The following is a 15,910-nucleotide window of genomic DNA, read 5'->3' on the forward strand; positions in this document are numbered from 1 at the left end:
CGCATTTACCAGTGCGTAAAGAAGCAACTGCGCCAAAATTACAGCATTCAAAGGGCAATGCAAGCATCAGGAGCGCGGGCGGCGGGCATTATTACATTCCCTGCAGCACCTGCGGATCAAAGGTGCGTTTCATCTTCAAACCTTTATGCAGCTGCGTAAGGTAGTCGAGCCTCGGGATTTCAATGGCGCCGTAACGCAGCACATTATCATTGATAAACTGCGTATCCAGTAAAACAAAGCGGTTGAGACGGAGCATCAGCATGAGATAATGAAAAGCGACTTTGGATGCATTGCTTTCAATCGTGAACATCGATTCACCAAAAAACACACCGTTGATCGCTACACCATAAAGGCCTCCCACGAGCCTGTTTTCACGATAGGCTTCAATACTGTGGGCGTAACCGAGCTGGTGCAGTGCGGTGTAGGAAGAAATGATTGTTTCCGAGATCCAGGTGCCGTTTTCTTTGGCCCTCGGCAACGAGCAGCCGCGCATGACGCCTTCGAAATCAGTATCGACCCTGATCTCAAAATGATGCCTGTTAATCACCGGCCGGAGGGAGCGGGGCGGTTTGTAAGTATCAATGGGAATCACAGCCCTGGGATCGGGCGAGTACCAGTAAATACTCCCGTCTGACTCCGCCATGGGGAATATGCCATTAATGTACCCATAAATCAGGTCGTCAGTGGTAAGTTCCGACATTGGTAAAATAATGTTAAGCGTACATTCCTTGCCTGCATTTCGGGTAAAAGTGCAAAAATTTACGCACAGAACTTTACAGGCAGCCGAACCATAAAAATATATCTTATGTTACTTTGGCGTGATAAATTTTTTTTCAAAATTTGTAGCTACCAAGACACATCACCTGTCAATGAATTGTAACGGCATACATACTGTCCTTCATACTACGCCTTTCCGATTCAGGTCCACAAGGACCGCATAATTCTCTTTTACCTACGTGGTAAAGCTTTTTCATCCCCGATTTTCTTGAAGTACTTTCCAAAACGTCCCATCGTTTATTCTCTGGGTATAGTTATTTTTTGTTTCGAACATTTTTGTCAGTACATACATCAATGAAAAATACCGAAGTAGTGGGCAGTAAGTTTGTTGTTCAGACTGCCAATGAAAACCATCTCCATTTTGCAGACGTAATTTGTGCAGAAATGGAGGAAAGCGCCAAAAAGCGTGGTACTGGTATTGCCAAACGTTCTCCGGTGTACATTATGGAAAAAATGGTGGAAGGAAAAGCCATCATTGCTACCACTGAGGCCGGTCAATGGGTGGGCTTTTGTTATATAGAAACCTGGGAACACGGCAAGTTTGTGGCTAATTCGGGCCTCATCGTACATCCTGATTACCGTAACAGCGGTATGGCCAAGGCTATCAAGCAAAAGGCTTTTGAACTATCACGCACCAAATATCCTGACGCAAAGATCATTGGCATTACGACCAGTCTGCCGGTGATGAAAATCAACTCCGACCTGGGCTATGAGCCGGTAACGTTCAGCGAGCTTCCTGCTGACGATGCCTTCTGGAAAGGCTGCGCAAGCTGTGTAAACTATGATGTACTCACCCGCACCGGCAGAAAACACTGCCTTTGCACGGGGATGATGTACAATCCGGAAGACAAGAAGATTGTAAATACGGAAGCAGCAGAAAAAGGATCCTGGGACTTTCTGAAAGAATCAGGTCTGTATGAACGCTGGATGCGGATCAAGCAGCGCATTTTGCTGCGAAGGGAAGAACGTGCGAAAAAGAAAAACGCCGGGGCCGCGCTGGTACACTAGTACCGCATCAATTCACAGATAACAAACATTCTGAGTACCTCGCCCGGCAGCCTTTTCAGGCCTGAGGCGAGGTATTTTTTTGTTTTACGATAAAACCCAACGAACTCACAAGCTTTTCCCAAAACGGGAATATCGTTGTCTGAAACTTATGTACTTTTGTTCGCAACATGCGGATTTTTACCAGAGGCACACTACGATCATTCTGGAATGATCATCCCGACGCTCGTCCGGCACTTGAATTTTGGTATGACTCCGTGGAGAAAAACCGGTTTGATGGTCCGAATGGGGTAATTAAGTTTTTCAAGAATGCTGACACGGTCGGGAATGGACGTATTGTATTTAACATCGCACATAATAAGTACCGGCTGGTAGCCAAGTTCGAGTATGAAAGACAGCTTGTATTTGTAAGGTTTATCGGAAACCATGCAGCATACGACAGCATTACGAACATCAAAGAGTTATAATACCAGAACTTATGAAAACGCACTCGATCAGCATTGATGAAATTAGAATAAAGCCGATCACGAGTCAGGAGGATTTTGAGGAGGCCGGCAAACTCATAGAAGCTTTGGTAGATGCTGACTTGCTGGAAGATCCTGAGGAGAAAAAGAAGGCATTGGACATTCTGGAAGCCATTACAGTGCTCGCAATTGATTACGAGAAAAGGCATTTTCCAATTCCAAAGCCCGATCCCATTGAAGCGATCAAAGAGCGAATGAAGCAGCTTCATCTGACAAGAAAAGACGTAGCGCCATACTTTGGAGGTGAAAACCGTGTTTCGGAAGTTTTAAGTAAAAAAAGAAGTTTAACCATTAAAATGATCAGAGAACTGAGCAGAAACCTGGGAATACCAGCCGAAACTTTACTCGCTATTCACTGATTTTCATTCCGTTTATCTTGTATCCATACCAACAATAATGTCACAGCCCAAAGTAGTTTTAGCGTTCAGCGGAGGCCTTGATACCTCTTTTTGTGTAAAATATTTAGCCGAAGACAAAGGTTACGAGGTCCATTCCGTGCTGGTAGACACCGGTGGCTTTTCAGATGAAGAGCTCAGAACCATCGAGGCAAATGCCTACGCGCTGGGCGTGAAACAACACGCTACCATTTCCAAAACCAGCGAATATTACAATGATTGTATCAAGTACCTGATCTTTGGTAATGTGTTGAAAAACAATACCTATCCGCTCTCGGTAAGTGCGGAGCGCGTGTTTCAGGCGGTTGCTGTGGCGGAGTATGCCAGGGAAATCGGTGCGAGCGCCATTGCGCATGGCAGTACGGGAGCCGGCAATGATCAGGTCCGGTTTGATATGGCATTCAGGATCATTATTCCCGATGCCGAAATCATTACCCCGATCCGTGACCTGAAACTTTCGCGCGAAGCTGAAATCGAGTACCTGACGCAGAAAGGCGTGGGTCGCGAATGGACCAAGGCTGCATACAGCATTAACAAAGGCTTGTGGGGAACATCCGTGGGCGGAAAAGAAACCCTGACTTCCGAAAAATACCTGCCCGAGTCAGCCTGGCCTACTCAGATCACCAAAACGGAACCCGAGAGCATTACGCTGGAATTTGAACAAGGCGAGCTGAAAGGTGTAGCCGGAGAGAAGTTTGAAAATCCGGTGCAGGCCATCCAGAAACTGGCGGCCATCGCACAACCTTTCGGCATTGGCCGGGATATACACGTGGGTGATACCATCATCGGGATCAAGGGCCGCGTAGGATTTGAAGCTGCGGCTCCGCTCATCATCATCAAGGCACATCATACTCTGGAAAAACATGTGCTGAGTGAGCAGCAGCTGTACTGGAAAGAGCAGCTTTCCAACTGGTACGGCAGTTTGCTGCACAAAGGACAGTTTGTAGAGCCTGTTATGCGCAATATCGAGGCATTTCTGACGGATACCCAGTCGCACGTGACTGGTAAAGTTCACGTCTACCTGGCTCCCTATCGCTTTCATGTGGAAGGTATTGAGTCTCCGTACGACCTGATGTCGGCGAAATTCGGCAGCTACGGAGAAATGAACAATGCCTGGACGGGTGACGATGTACGCGGTTTCTCCAAAGTAGCATCCAACCAGGTGATGATCTATGCCAAAGTAAGCGAATCAAACCAATAAGCGGATGACAGCAATAAATATAGGTATCATTGGCGCTGCCGGATATACCGGCGGAGAGCTGCTGCGGATACTGATCAGCCATCCGGAAGCTTCCATTGCATTTGCCCACAGCAAGAGTCAGGCCGGTAAGCCTGTTTATGCCACGCATACTGACCTTCTTGGCGATACCGACCTGGTTTTTTCGGGTGAAGATGTTCAGGAACTGCTGGATAGTGAGAGTTTGCATGTGATTTTCCTTTGCTCCGGGCATGGCGAGTCTCAGAAATTCTTGTCAGAATATACTGTCCCGGGCACTGTAAAGATCATTGATCTGAGTACCGATTTCAGGGATGAATCCGAAGGATTTGTATATGGATTGCCCGAATTGCAGCGGGATACTATCAAGACTGCAATGAAAGTAGCCAATCCGGGCTGCTTTGCAACCAGCATTGAGCTGGCATTGCTGCCACTGGCTGACGCGGGGCTGATCAGGGATGATGTGCATGTAAGTGCCGTGACAGGCAGTACAGGTGCAGGACAGTCACTGAGTGCGACTACGCATTTTACGTGGAGAAACAACAATGTATCTGTTTACAAAGCATTTACGCACCAGCACCTGACCGAAATTAAAATGAGCGTCGGGAAGCTGCAGGAAGGTTTTAAGCAGAACGTCAGATTTATTCCGTACCGTGGTGATTATACCCGCGGCATCATGGCCAATGTTTATACCACCTTTGACGGAACACTGGAAGAGGCGAAAAGAATTTATAAGAGTTACTATCAGGAGCATCCGTTTACCCACGTCAGCGATGCACCGATAGACCTCAAACAGGTTGTAAATACGAATAAATGCCTGGTGCACCTGGAAGTCCATGATGGTCAGCTTCTGATCAGCAGCATCATTGATAACCTGACTAAAGGTGCGTCTGGCCAGGCGGTACAAAACATGAACCTGATGTTTGGTCTGCCGGAAAATACCGGCCTCAGATTGAAGGCAGCAGCATTCTAGGTTGCCAAACGTATTTGCCAGCCTGCGCTGATATTTGTTGATAAGGTTTATACATGATAATGAAAGCAATCAAAAGCGACAAAAGCAAAGAGATGGAATTACTGCTGAGCGGTATTCCTGTATTATCCCGCACGCAAGGTATTTCCAGACAATCCTCCGGATTCAGCCAGCATTTCCGAAGGCGGAACCTGATATAGCGTTCCGGGACATTTTTGCTGCCGCTGCTGCTACGATTTTTCAATTACCAGTTAAAACCATCAATACCGGGCACTTTCAGCACATATCCAACCTGAACTTCGCCCTTTAACAAACAACAAGATGTCACATTTATTTGATGTTTATCCGATTTACGATATAGAGCCGGTGAAGGCGCAGGGAAGCTATTTATGGGATTCCAATGGTACCAAGTACCTGGACCTTTATGGCGGCCATGCAGTCATTTCCGTAGGACATTGTCATCCTTATTATGTTGAGAAGCTGACCGTCCAGCTCAATGCAATCAGCTTTTATTCCAACTCGGTTAAAATTTCCGCTCAGGAAGAGCTGGCCGAAAAACTGGGTGACCTCTCCGGTTATCCTGACTATAAACTGTTTCTCTGTAACTCGGGCGCAGAGGCCAATGAAAATGCATTGAAACTGGCCTCCTTTCATAATGGCAGAACAAAGGTTGTCGCATTTACCAAATCATTCCATGGCCGTACTGCCGGCGCAGTAGCCGCTACTGACAATCCCGCCATCGTAGCCCCTGTCAACAACAACAAACACGTTACTTTCCTGCCATTTAACGATGTGGAAGCACTTGAAGACGGCATTACAGAGGAAGTATGTGCCGTGATTGTGGAGGGGATACAGGGCGTGGGCGGTATCCACGTTTGTACCGACGAATTCCTGAAAGCACTCAGACGCAAATGTGACGAAACAGGCGCAATCCTGATCCTCGACAGCGTACAATGCGGTTACGGACGTACCGGAAAGTTTTTCTCGCACCAGTTCAGCGGCATTGATCCGGATATTATTTCCATGGCCAAAGGAATGGGCAACGGATTTCCGATAGGCGGTATCCTGATCTCTCCAAAGTTCAAGGCCAGCTACGGATTACTGGGTACTACCTTTGGCGGAAATCATCTTGCCTGTGCAGCCGGGGTGGCAGTGTTGGACATTATGAAAAATGAAAATTTGCTGGACAATGCAGCTCATGTCGGTGCGTATCTTTTTGAAGGATTAAAAAGCATTGGCGGCTACAAGGACCTCCGCGGCCGGGGACTGATGATCGGGATTGAATTTGATTTTCCTGTAAAAGACCTGCGTAACAAACTTTTATTTGAGCATAAGATGTTCACTGGAGTAGCCGGTACCAGTACGATCCGCCTGCTGCCTTCGCTGGCACTGGGACGTGAGGAGGCTGATATCTTCCTGGAAGCTTTGAAAAAAGAGCTGAGTGTAGCAACCGTTTAACCATAAAACCATAAATGCGCCGGTCGTAACCTAACATGCCCGGCACCATCATTGATGAAAAACTTCCTTTCGATTAAAGACGTTACTGATCTTAATCAACTCATCACCAGCGGAATTACAGCCAAGCGCGATCCATTTGCAGATGCAGCACTGGGAAAAAACAAAACCATTGGACTGCTGTTCTTCAATTCGAGCCTGCGGACAAGGCTGAGCACGCAAAAAGCGGCGCAAAATCTTGGTCTGAACGTGATTACCATGAATGTGGGCCAGGATGGCTGGGGATTGGAAATGGAGGAAGGCGTGATCATGAACGGTGATAAGGCTGAGCACGTGAAGGAAGCCGCGGCCGTAATCGGAAGCTATTGCGATATCATTGGTATCCGTTCTTTTGCAGGTTTGCAGGACAGGGAGAAAGATTATGCTGAAATCGTTTTCAGCCAGTTTCAGAAATACGGCGGGGTGCCGATCATCAATCTGGAATCTGCGACAAGGCATCCGCTGCAATCGCTCGCAGACTGCATTACCATCGAAGAATTCAGGATCAAACAGCGCCCCAAGGTAGTACTCACCTGGCTTCCCCATTTCAAGGCACTGCCGCAGGCCGTAGCCAATTCTTTTTGTGAATGGATGAACCCCATGGATGTAGAGCTGGTCATTACTCACCCTGAGGGCTACGATCTTGCGCCGGAATTTGTAGGTAAAGGTCAGGTGATCTATGATCAGGATAAAGCGCTGGAAGGTGCGGATTTTGTATATGGTAAAAATTGGTCGTCGTACCGCCAGTACGGGCAGGTGCTCACCCATGATCCCTCGTGGATGATTACAGAAGCCAAAATGTCGCTGACGGATAATGGTAAATTCATGCATTGCCTGCCGCTGCGCCGCAATGTGAAAGTTGCCGATGAGGTACTCGATGGGCCGAGGTCCATTGTAATTGAACAGGCCGCCAACCGCGAATGGTCGGCACAGGCAGCATTGAAGGAAGTGTTGATTGGGTTACAGTAAAATGGAAGGAGCGTAAATCTCCTGTCAATAAATTGAAAAAAGAAATGAGCAGTGCGACATTGGCCCGGCCAACCACTATAAAAGACGAGGATTTTACCAGAAAAACGGGTGTTCTGATCGTTAACCTGGGAACCCCCGACAGCCCGTCGGTGCCGGATGTACGCCGCTACCTGAGGCAGTTCCTGATGGACGAGCGTGTGATTGATATCCCATATCTGAACAGGTGGTTTCTGATCAACACGATCATTGCCCCTTTCCGGGCTCCCAAATCAGCAAAGGTTTACAGGCAGCTATGGCGGCCGGATGGTTCACCCCTGAAAATTTATGGTTATTCTGTAAAGGAGAAACTGCAGCAGCGCCTAGGCCCGGGCTATGTGGTTGAACTCGGCATGCGCTACCAGAATCCGAGCATTGCGTCAGCGCTGGCAAAGCTGCGGCAAGAATGCTTGTCAGACATCATTGTAGTACCATTTTTTCCGCAGTATGCTTCTGCGTCCACCGGGTCAGTGTATAAAGAGGTAATGCGGCTGGTACAGGACTGGGAAGTACTGCCTGAAATCCGGTTTGTCAACAGGTTCCTGGATCATCCAAAGTTCATTGAAGGGTTTGCCCAGCTTGGCCGGAAGTATATGGCACAGCACGATTTTGATCATTTTGTGTTCAGCTACCACGGAATCCCCGAGCGGCAGATCACTAAGGGAGATGTTACCGGAAGCTTTTGTCAGTTTGGAAGCTGCTGCAACCAGCTGGATCATCGCAACCAGCACTGTTACCGCGCCCAATGCTTTGAGACAACCCGCCTCCTGGTAAAAGCAATGAATATCCCCGAAGGAAAATACACGACCTGCTTTCAGTCAAGGCTTGGCAAGACGCCCTGGATTAAACCCTACACGGATGAGATCATACCCGAACTGACTCAGAAAGGGATCAGGAGCGCGCTGGCTTTTTCACCTTCCTTTGTAGCCGATTGCCTTGAAACTACCATCGAGGTAGGAGAAGAATATAAAGAACTTTTTGAGAAGAATGGCGGCACGCACTGGCAACTGGTCGAAAGCCTGAATGACAGTGATATCTGGGTGGAAGCCGTCCAGGATATGGTAAAAAATCCGGCTTAACGCCGGATCTTTTTATTTAAAAAGCAATGCTTTCTTTTTTATAAATGTCTGCCAGCGTTTGTACCGCGTAGTCGATTTCAGCTTCCGTATTATATTTTCCGAAAGAAAAACGCACATTGGCCCGGTCAGCATCGATCGGCAACTGGCCGAGTACGTGTGAGCCAATCTCCGTGCCGCTCGAACACGCGCTTCCACCCGACACAGCAATGCCCGCAATATCCAGGTTAAAAAGGAGCATGTCGCTGATATCCGAAGATGGTAAGCTCACATTCAGCACGGTATAAAGACTCTTATCCAGGTCGCCCGAATTTCCATTGAAAGTGATTCCTTCAATCTGCTCACGCAATTTCGCGATCATTCTGGCTTTCAGTCCTTCGATATGACTGCGATGCGCGTCCATATCCCGGTAGGCAATTTCAAGTGCTTTCGCCAGGCCGGCAATTCCATATACATTTTCGGTACCGCCGCGCATGTTACGCTCCTGGGCACCGCCGTGTACAAAAGGCGCAATCCGGATGCCGGGTCTTACATATAGAAATCCTACACCTTTCGGGCCGTTGAACTTGTGTGCGGCACCGACGATGAAATGTGTTTTCAGCTTTTGCAGATCGTGCCGGTAGTGCCCCATGGTTTGTACCGTATCACTATGAAAAATAGCATCGTACTTTTCACAAATATCCCCCACAGCTTCCAGGTCCAGCAGATTACCGATTTCATTGTTACCGTGCATGAGTGAAACCAGCGAGCGCGGATGACTTGCCAGGAGACTTTCCAAATGGGCCAGGTCCACTTCTCCTTTTTCATTCAGGTCGACAAAGCTCAATGCGATGTGTCCTGATTTATGCAAATGTTCGAGTGTATGCAGCACGGCATGATGCTCGATACGTGAAGTAATGGCATGTTTGAGTCCGAAGGTTTCAATGCTGCAGCGGATTGCCGTATTATCGGCCTCGGTACCTCCGGATGTAAAAAAGATTTCTGCCGGAGCCACATTGAGGATACCTGCGATGGCTTTGCGGGCACGTTCTACGGATGAGCGCACGGAACGTCCGTAGGCATGGATTGAAGAGGGATTGCCAAACTGCTCTTTCATGAGCGGGATCATCACATCCAGTACTTCGGGATCTAGTGGTGTGGTAGCGGCATTATCCAGATAAACTTTCATATCTGTAAATATCAGATTGGTAATTGCCCGGAGGCTTATTTTTTAGGCTCCGAAATAATCTCCTTGATGTCGGAAATAATCTTGTTGGCCAGGTTGGTAGCAGTAGTCTGTGTTTCAGACTCTGAATAGATCCGGATAATAGGTTCCGTATTCGATCTGCGCAGGTGTACCCACTCGCGGTCAAACTCAATCCTGACGCCATCAACTGTATTCAGCGGCTGCTTGGAGTAGCGGGTCTGAATGCGGCTCAGGATGTTATCGACATTGATATCCGGCGTCAGCTCGATCTTGTTTTTTGAAATATAATAGTTCGGATAAGAGCGGCGCAATACGGAGGCTGTCTTTCCGAATTTGGCCAGGTGCGTAAGGAACAGCGCAATACCTACCAGTGCGTCACGGCCGTAGTGGCTTTCTGGGTATATGACGCCTCCGTTGCCCTCTCCCCCGATCACTGCACCATTCTCTTTCATTGCATTCACTACATTCACCTCTCCTACTGCTGATGCAAAGTACTTGCCGCCGGCTTTCAGCGTCACATCACGCAATGCAGCCGTAGAGGAAAGATTGGATACCGAGTTGCCCGGCGTATTTTTAAGTACATAGTCGGCAACTGCGACCAGGGTATATTCCTCGCCGAAAGGCGTACCATCCTCGCACATCAATGCAAGTCTGTCTACATCCGGATCCACAACGACACCCAGGTTATAAGAACCATTGTTCAGCTCCTTGCTGATTTCCCTCAGGTGTTCGGGAAGCGGCTCCGGATTATGGGCAAAATTGCCTGTCGGGTCACAGTTCAGCTTTTTAATATTTTTTACCTCTACACCCAATGCTTCCAGCAGCATGGGCACCACAATGCCGCCGGTAGAGTTTACGGCATCCACTACAATCTTGAAATGTGCATTCCGGATTGCCTCGGTGTCTACCAGTGCAAGTCCGAGAATGTGGTCAATGTGCTTTTGCAGGTAAGTATCGTCTGTGCTATATGTACCCAGTTTTTTAACGTCAACAAATGCAAAATCCTCTGCCTCGGCAATAGCGAGTACTTCTTCTCCTTCCGATCCTGAGATGAACTCTCCCTCATGGTTAAGCAGTTTCAGGGCATTCCATTGAATGGGGTTATGGCTGGCCGTCAGGATAATTCCGCCTGCGGCTTTTTCTGCAGTGACAGCAAGCTCCACGGTAGGCGTGGTAGAAAGTCCCAGATCGATCACGTGAAGCCCTACTCCCTGCAAAGTTCCGGCCACGAGCCGGCTCACCATTTCACCGGAAAGGCGGGCGTCGCGGCCAATGATAACTTTTGCATTCTGGGGAGTGGTACGCCTGAGCCAGGTTCCGTATGCCGCAGCAAATTTGACAACATCAATCGAAGTCAGTCCCTCGCCAGATTTCCCACCCACTATACCTCTGATTCCTGAGATAGATTTGATTAACGTCACGATATAAAAATCCTCGGTTTGATAGAAAGCAAAAATACTAATTTCCCTCTTTGGAGTGAGGTTTTTTCTTCATACAATACAGTATACGGACCGATAAATATACATTTACCGCCTTACGCATTTCACTGTACTAAAGGAAACCTCAGCGCCGCCGGGATCGTTTCCCGGACTACCAATCTTTTACTGCGCGGCCTGCTCCAGTTTACTGAACACGGTCCCCATCCATTCCATAGGCAGCTTGTGCACAGAGTTGCTCAGCAATGCGCTCCATTGCTTACCCACATAGTCGAGGTCATCTTTTTCAAACCGGTGCTCCACGATCTGGAAAGAATCACGCTCATACAGTACAACGTCAATCGGGTAGTCGACATCATTGGAACTGACGCGCGTAGAATCAAAGGACAGAAAACCTATTTTTAATGCATCCTGCATGGAGCTGTCGAATTTGAGACTGCGGTACAGCAGCGGTTTTCCGTAGCCCGAATTGCCTATAATGATAAAAGGGGAACCTTCATCGCCTACCTCCACCCAGTTACCTTCCGGGTACAGCAAAAAAAGCTTGTGCTCACTGTCATTTTCAAGCTGGCCGCCTACGATTGCAAACAGGTTGAAAGCCAGTCCGGCTGCATTCAGCGCGCGCCGGTCTTCTTCGGCAACCCGCCTGACCTGCTCACCCAGTGCATTCACGGCCTTGTATATCTTGTCAAATGATGCTTCACGCTCTTCCAGCACCTCCTTAAAGTACGTAATTGCCTTGTCACGCACGGACCGCAGCCCCGAGGTCATGATGAAGATGGAGTGCTTGTCTGACTGATAAACAGAAACCTTCTTGTTGGTAGATACTTCCGTTCCGGAGGTGAGGCGGGTATCTGCAATGGCAACCAGGCCGGTCGCCAGTTTAATGCCTAAGCAATAAGTCATTTCTATGCGGCTCTGATGGATAGGGTCGCTAAGATAGAAAAGATTATCAGTTCATCCACTGGCTTCTTGAGTGCCCCATGGACTGGCTTTGGGACATGCCCGTTTCAAGTCCGAAATACACACCAAAAATGGCATTATCGACCTCATTATTCCTGATTTGGAATTTGTCCAAATATTCGTGCAGGCCCATTTTGAATATCTCGTCCACCTCCACAAATTCCAGCTCGCTGCGGATTTTGCTCAGTGCGCGCTCGGCAGGATTGCTGTATCCACGCTCGGGAATGGAGCCGCCGATGGCATACAGCGAGAGCTCCGCCTGGCGCACGCAATAGGCAATTGAGCGCGGAAAAAGCTTGTCCAGGATCAGGAAAGCCACAATATTCATGGGCGTCAGCGCACTGTGCGTTTGGCGGTACATGTTGTAGGCACTTACTGATTTGAGCACGGCGGTCCAGAGCATCAGGTCGAGCGTGGAGCCGGAAGTACCCGAGTCCTGCAGAAGTGTGAAGTACTTGACATCCAGGAACCGCGAACATTTATCGGCACGCTCGATATGGCGCCCCAGCCGGCCAAAATGCCAGGCTTCATTCCGGGTGATGGAGGTATCGACCACGCCGTGGAACAGCTGGCAGTTTTTACGGATATCGGTAAAAAATGCCTGCATATGGTCCATATTGCGGAAATCCTCAGGGGAAGTGCTGCGCAATGAAAGATAGAAGGTGTTGATCGTCTCCCACATTTCCTTTGAGATTGCCTCGCGGATGGTACGGGCATTCTCGCGAGCCTCATACAGGCAGCTGATGATAGAATTAGGATTACGCTTATCGAACGTCATAAAATGAATAACGTCCTCTTTGGTAGGTTTTTCGAAGTATTTATAAAAAAGAAAATGATCCGCCGTAGCAATCAGCAGCGGCTCCCATTGTTCGTCAACATCCGGTGGCAGGTCGAGGGCCAGGTTAAAATTAACTCCTACAAAGCGGGCGTAATTTTCAGCACGCTCCATGTAACGGTTCATCCAGTAAATTGAATTGGCAACTCGGCTCAGCATAAACGCAATATTGACTTTAAATATCTAAATCAGAATAAACATTAGGCGATCAAATCAAAATACCTAATAAAATTTTGCAAATACAAGAACATGCGAAAAGTCCCACATCGTCTTTGAATATTATCATAGGATAAAAAATCGAAGTGCAACTTGCTTTATGCCGTAAACTTCTAATTTTTGTAAAATAACAATCCATCCCATAAACCGGTATTTCCGTGTCACAAAAAGAAGATTTTGTCGCCGCTATTCAGAAGTCGTACAACACTGCGCAACCTGTGATACACCTCGGCTCCGCCATACTCCATGGTGAGATCATCGGGGAAGCACGGGTGAACCTGCCGCTTCGCATGATGAACCGCCACGGACTGGTAGCAGGTGCCACAGGGTCGGGAAAAACGCGGACTTTGCAGGTATTTGCCGAGCAGCTTTCGGCGGCAGGTGTTCCGGTTTTTATGTCGGACATCAAAGGTGACCTGTCGGGCATTGCACAGCCCGGTAAGGCCAGCGCCATGCTCGAAGAACGCTCCCGGGTACTCGGAACCGTGTTCGAGCCACGCGGATACCCGGTGGAACTTTACTCGCTGAGTGGCGAAAAAGGCGCCCAGATGCGCGCCACCGTGCTCGAATTCGGGCCGATTCTGCTTTCAAAGATCTTTGAGCTGAACGAAACCCAGGCTGGTGTACTCGCGATCCTGTTTAAGTATGCAGATGATAAGGATTTGCCCATGGTCGACCTGAATGATCTGAAAAAAGTGCTCAACTACCTGTCCGACGGACCAGGCGCAGCGGAGATCAAGGCGGACTACGGAACAATTTCGTCCGCAACCGCGGGTACTATCCTCCGCAAGATCGTCGCCCTGGAACAGCAGGGCGTGTCCACGATTTTCGGGGAAAGGTCTTTTGACATTGACGACCTGATTAATAAAGTAGACGGACAAGGTGTGATCAGCCTGCTCAATGTATCCGACGTGCAGGACAAGCCTGCATTGTTTTCCACATTCATGCTCAGCCTGCTGGCCGAAATTTACCAGAAACTTCCCGAAGCCGGCGATCTCGACAAGCCAAAACTGGTCTTCTTCCTGGACGAAGCTCATTTGCTTTTCAAAGATGCTCCCCGCGCTTTTCTGGACCAGATTGAGCAGGTTGTGCGGCTGATCCGCTCGAAGGGCGTGGGTATCTTTTTCTGTACCCAAATGGCACAGGACATCCCGGTTTCGGTGCTGTCGCAGCTTGGCAACCGGGTACAGCATGTGCTCCGGGCATTTACGCCCCAGGACGCGGATGCGCTCAAACAAACAGTTAAAACATACCCGAAATCCAATTTTTATACGATTGATCAGGTACTTACCACGCTGGGGATCGGGCAGGCACTGATTACCGTCCTGAATGAAAAAGGGATCCCCACCGAGGTTGCTGCCACCCATTTGCTTCCGCCAACCTCCGTGATGGGCCCCATGACCCAGGCGGACTATGATAAGCATGTCACCAGCTCAGACCTTTACCTGAAATACAAAGATCCCGTTGACCCGGAAAGTGCATACGAAATACTGACGCGCCGCATGGAAGACCATGCAAAAACTGCTGCGGCCCAGCAAGAGGAAAAGGCTACCTCCAAACCGGCAGGAAGGGTCAGGGAAGAAAAAAGCGTGATTTCAGAAGCACTAAATTCACCCCTCGCCAAGCAGATCGGGCGGGAGGTGGTACGGGGTGTTTTCGGGATGCTTTTTGGTAAAAGTACCGGCAGCACGCGCAAAAAGAGTGGTGGACTATTTGGTTTCTGACAGTTTACTGAAGATAAACGGTCTTGCCTTCGCTGGCCGATTTTCTCGCTGCTTCGAGAATTTCGACTACTGTCACATTGACCGGCAAACCGTACAGATCATTCTTTTCGAGCTGCAACCTACCCTGCACAACATCCGCCAGTACTGAAAAAGGGTCGGTAAACGGATCGGGCCTCGGGGAGATCTTCAATGTTTCTTCGGGCGATTTTTCCGACAGCCGCTGGCGGATTGTGGTGGGATTTACGGCAATGGCGTAACCTTTATTGCCGTAAACTTCCATATCCTTGCGGGCAAAAGACCAGTTCCAGGAAGCCTGAATAATGCATTGCGCTTTGGGGTATTGGAGAATGATGGAGGCTTCGTCGTCTACGTTCTTGTATATATCCGGCTTGTTTTGGTGCGCTACGGCGGTAACAGAGGTGGGCCGCTGACCGTTCAAAAGCCAGGTCATGAGGTTGGCCCCGTAACATCCGAAGTCGGTGAGTGCACCGGCACCATTCTTTTCAGGGTCGGTTAAAATGGCAAAAAACTCCTTGCTGACCCCGATTTCCTTGGGGCCCTGATGGCCATCATTGACCATTACCTTCCTGATTTCCCCCAACTTTCCTTCTTCCACAAGCTGCCTGACGTGCTGGTTACTTGCATACCAGGATGTTTCATAATTTGTCAGCACCTGAATTTGATGTTTTGAGGCCAGCTGTGCAATTTCTTTGGCGTCAGCCAATGTGGTTGCAAGCGGCTTTTCCACCATCACATGTACTTTCCGGGGAGCACATGCGCGTACTACCGCCACATGGTCGCTGATCGCCCCGAACGCGGAAACTGCCTCAGGCTTTGTTTCTTCCAGCATTTTGGCCAGGTCATTGTAAAAGAGCTTACGATCGAGCTTGTATTTTCCTGCAAATTCGGCGACGAGCTCCGGGTTGGTTTCATAGATACCTACCAGCTGAATATCTTTTTTTTCTTTCCGGTTAAAAATCCAGCCCACATGTCCGTGGCTCAGGCCGGCTACTGCAACACGTACAGGAGCTTGGGCAGCTGCTGCAAAGCTCCAAATCCCAAAAGTCAACAGGAAGAACCACTTCATA

At 48.8% G+C, this 15,910-nt stretch carries 15 protein-coding genes; 9 read left to right on the plus strand and 6 right to left on the minus strand.

The features are described 5' to 3' along the window. Window positions 1-91: 91 nt before the first annotated feature. On the minus strand, window positions 92-700 hold the full coding sequence (gene aat, locus HWI92_RS15665) for a leucyl/phenylalanyl-tRNA--protein transferase (RefSeq protein WP_204656976.1): 609 nt from the start codon (window positions 698-700) through the stop codon (window positions 92-94). A 371-nt stretch (window positions 701-1,071) separates the two neighbouring features. On the opposite strand from aat, the gene HWI92_RS15670 reads away from it, so the two are divergent. The 8 genes from HWI92_RS15670 to hemH all read left to right on the plus strand — a co-directional run bounded on the left by HWI92_RS15670 (window position 1,072) and on the right by hemH (window position 8,465). Then, entirely contained in the window at window positions 1,072-1,785 is a 714-nt protein-coding gene (locus HWI92_RS15670; protein ID WP_204656978.1) for a GNAT family N-acetyltransferase, read from the plus strand. 167 nt (window positions 1,786-1,952) lie between these two features. Continuing rightward, window positions 1,953-2,249 (plus strand): type II toxin-antitoxin system HigB family toxin, encoded by a 297-nt coding sequence (locus tag HWI92_RS15675; RefSeq protein ID WP_204656980.1) that lies wholly within the window; start codon window positions 1,953-1,955, stop codon window positions 2,247-2,249. Window positions 2,250-2,260: 11 nt separating this feature from the next. Continuing rightward, window positions 2,261-2,665, plus strand: a complete 405-nt coding sequence (locus HWI92_RS15680) for a helix-turn-helix domain-containing protein (RefSeq protein WP_204656982.1) — start codon at window positions 2,261-2,263, stop codon at window positions 2,663-2,665. 37 nt (window positions 2,666-2,702) lie between these two features. Continuing rightward, window positions 2,703-3,902, plus strand: coding sequence for an argininosuccinate synthase (argG, locus tag HWI92_RS15685; RefSeq protein ID WP_204656984.1), 1,200 nt, complete (start codon window positions 2,703-2,705; stop codon window positions 3,900-3,902). 4 nt (window positions 3,903-3,906) lie between these two features. Beyond that, the gene (gene argC / locus HWI92_RS15690) at window positions 3,907-4,890 is read left to right on the plus strand and encodes an N-acetyl-gamma-glutamyl-phosphate reductase (RefSeq protein WP_204656986.1); all 984 of its coding nucleotides are present in this window, start codon (window positions 3,907-3,909) and stop codon (window positions 4,888-4,890) included. A gap of 318 nt (window positions 4,891-5,208) precedes the next feature. Further along, on the plus strand, window positions 5,209-6,345 hold the full coding sequence (locus HWI92_RS15695) for an aspartate aminotransferase family protein (protein ID WP_204656988.1): 1,137 nt from the start codon (window positions 5,209-5,211) through the stop codon (window positions 6,343-6,345). 54 nt (window positions 6,346-6,399) lie between these two features. Continuing rightward, window positions 6,400-7,350, plus strand: a complete 951-nt coding sequence (locus tag HWI92_RS15700) for an N-acetylornithine carbamoyltransferase (RefSeq protein ID WP_204656990.1) — start codon at window positions 6,400-6,402, stop codon at window positions 7,348-7,350. A 44-nt stretch (window positions 7,351-7,394) separates the two neighbouring features. Then, window positions 7,395-8,465, plus strand: coding sequence for a ferrochelatase (hemH, locus tag HWI92_RS15705; RefSeq protein WP_204664610.1), 1,071 nt, complete (start codon window positions 7,395-7,397; stop codon window positions 8,463-8,465). A gap of 16 nt (window positions 8,466-8,481) precedes the next feature. On the opposite strand, the gene HWI92_RS15710 is transcribed toward hemH, so the two are convergent. From HWI92_RS15710 to HWI92_RS15725, 4 genes are all read right to left on the minus strand, one after another. Continuing rightward, window positions 8,482-9,630, minus strand: a complete 1,149-nt coding sequence (locus HWI92_RS15710; protein WP_204656992.1) for a cysteine desulfurase family protein — start codon at window positions 9,628-9,630, stop codon at window positions 8,482-8,484. A gap of 35 nt (window positions 9,631-9,665) precedes the next feature. Continuing rightward, window positions 9,666-11,069: a phosphoglucosamine mutase gene (gene glmM / locus HWI92_RS15715; RefSeq protein ID WP_204656994.1), complete on the minus strand. Its 1,404-nt coding sequence runs from the start codon at window positions 11,067-11,069 to the stop codon at window positions 9,666-9,668. Between the two features lie 180 nt (window positions 11,070-11,249). After that, entirely contained in the window at window positions 11,250-11,990 is a 741-nt protein-coding gene (locus HWI92_RS15720; RefSeq protein ID WP_204657010.1) for a proteasome-type protease, read from the minus strand. Between the two features lie 46 nt (window positions 11,991-12,036). Continuing rightward, on the minus strand, window positions 12,037-13,041 hold the full coding sequence (locus HWI92_RS15725; protein ID WP_204657012.1) for an alpha-E domain-containing protein: 1,005 nt from the start codon (window positions 13,039-13,041) through the stop codon (window positions 12,037-12,039). Between the two features lie 215 nt (window positions 13,042-13,256). Here HWI92_RS15725 and HWI92_RS15730 point away from each other — a divergent pair, with 215 nt between their 5' ends. Then, a complete protein-coding gene (locus tag HWI92_RS15730) occupies window positions 13,257-14,822 on the plus strand; it encodes a helicase HerA-like domain-containing protein (protein WP_204657020.1) in 1,566 nt (521 codons plus the stop codon). Between the two features lie 4 nt (window positions 14,823-14,826). On the opposite strand, the gene HWI92_RS15735 is transcribed toward HWI92_RS15730, so the two are convergent. Next, entirely contained in the window at window positions 14,827-15,909 is a 1,083-nt protein-coding gene (locus HWI92_RS15735) for a Gfo/Idh/MocA family protein (protein WP_204657022.1), read from the minus strand. Window position 15,910: the final 1 nt, after the last annotated feature.

It is taken from the genome of Dyadobacter sandarakinus (assembly GCF_016894445.1).
Classification (GTDB): Bacteria; Bacteroidota; Bacteroidia; order Cytophagales; family Spirosomataceae; genus Dyadobacter; species Dyadobacter sandarakinus.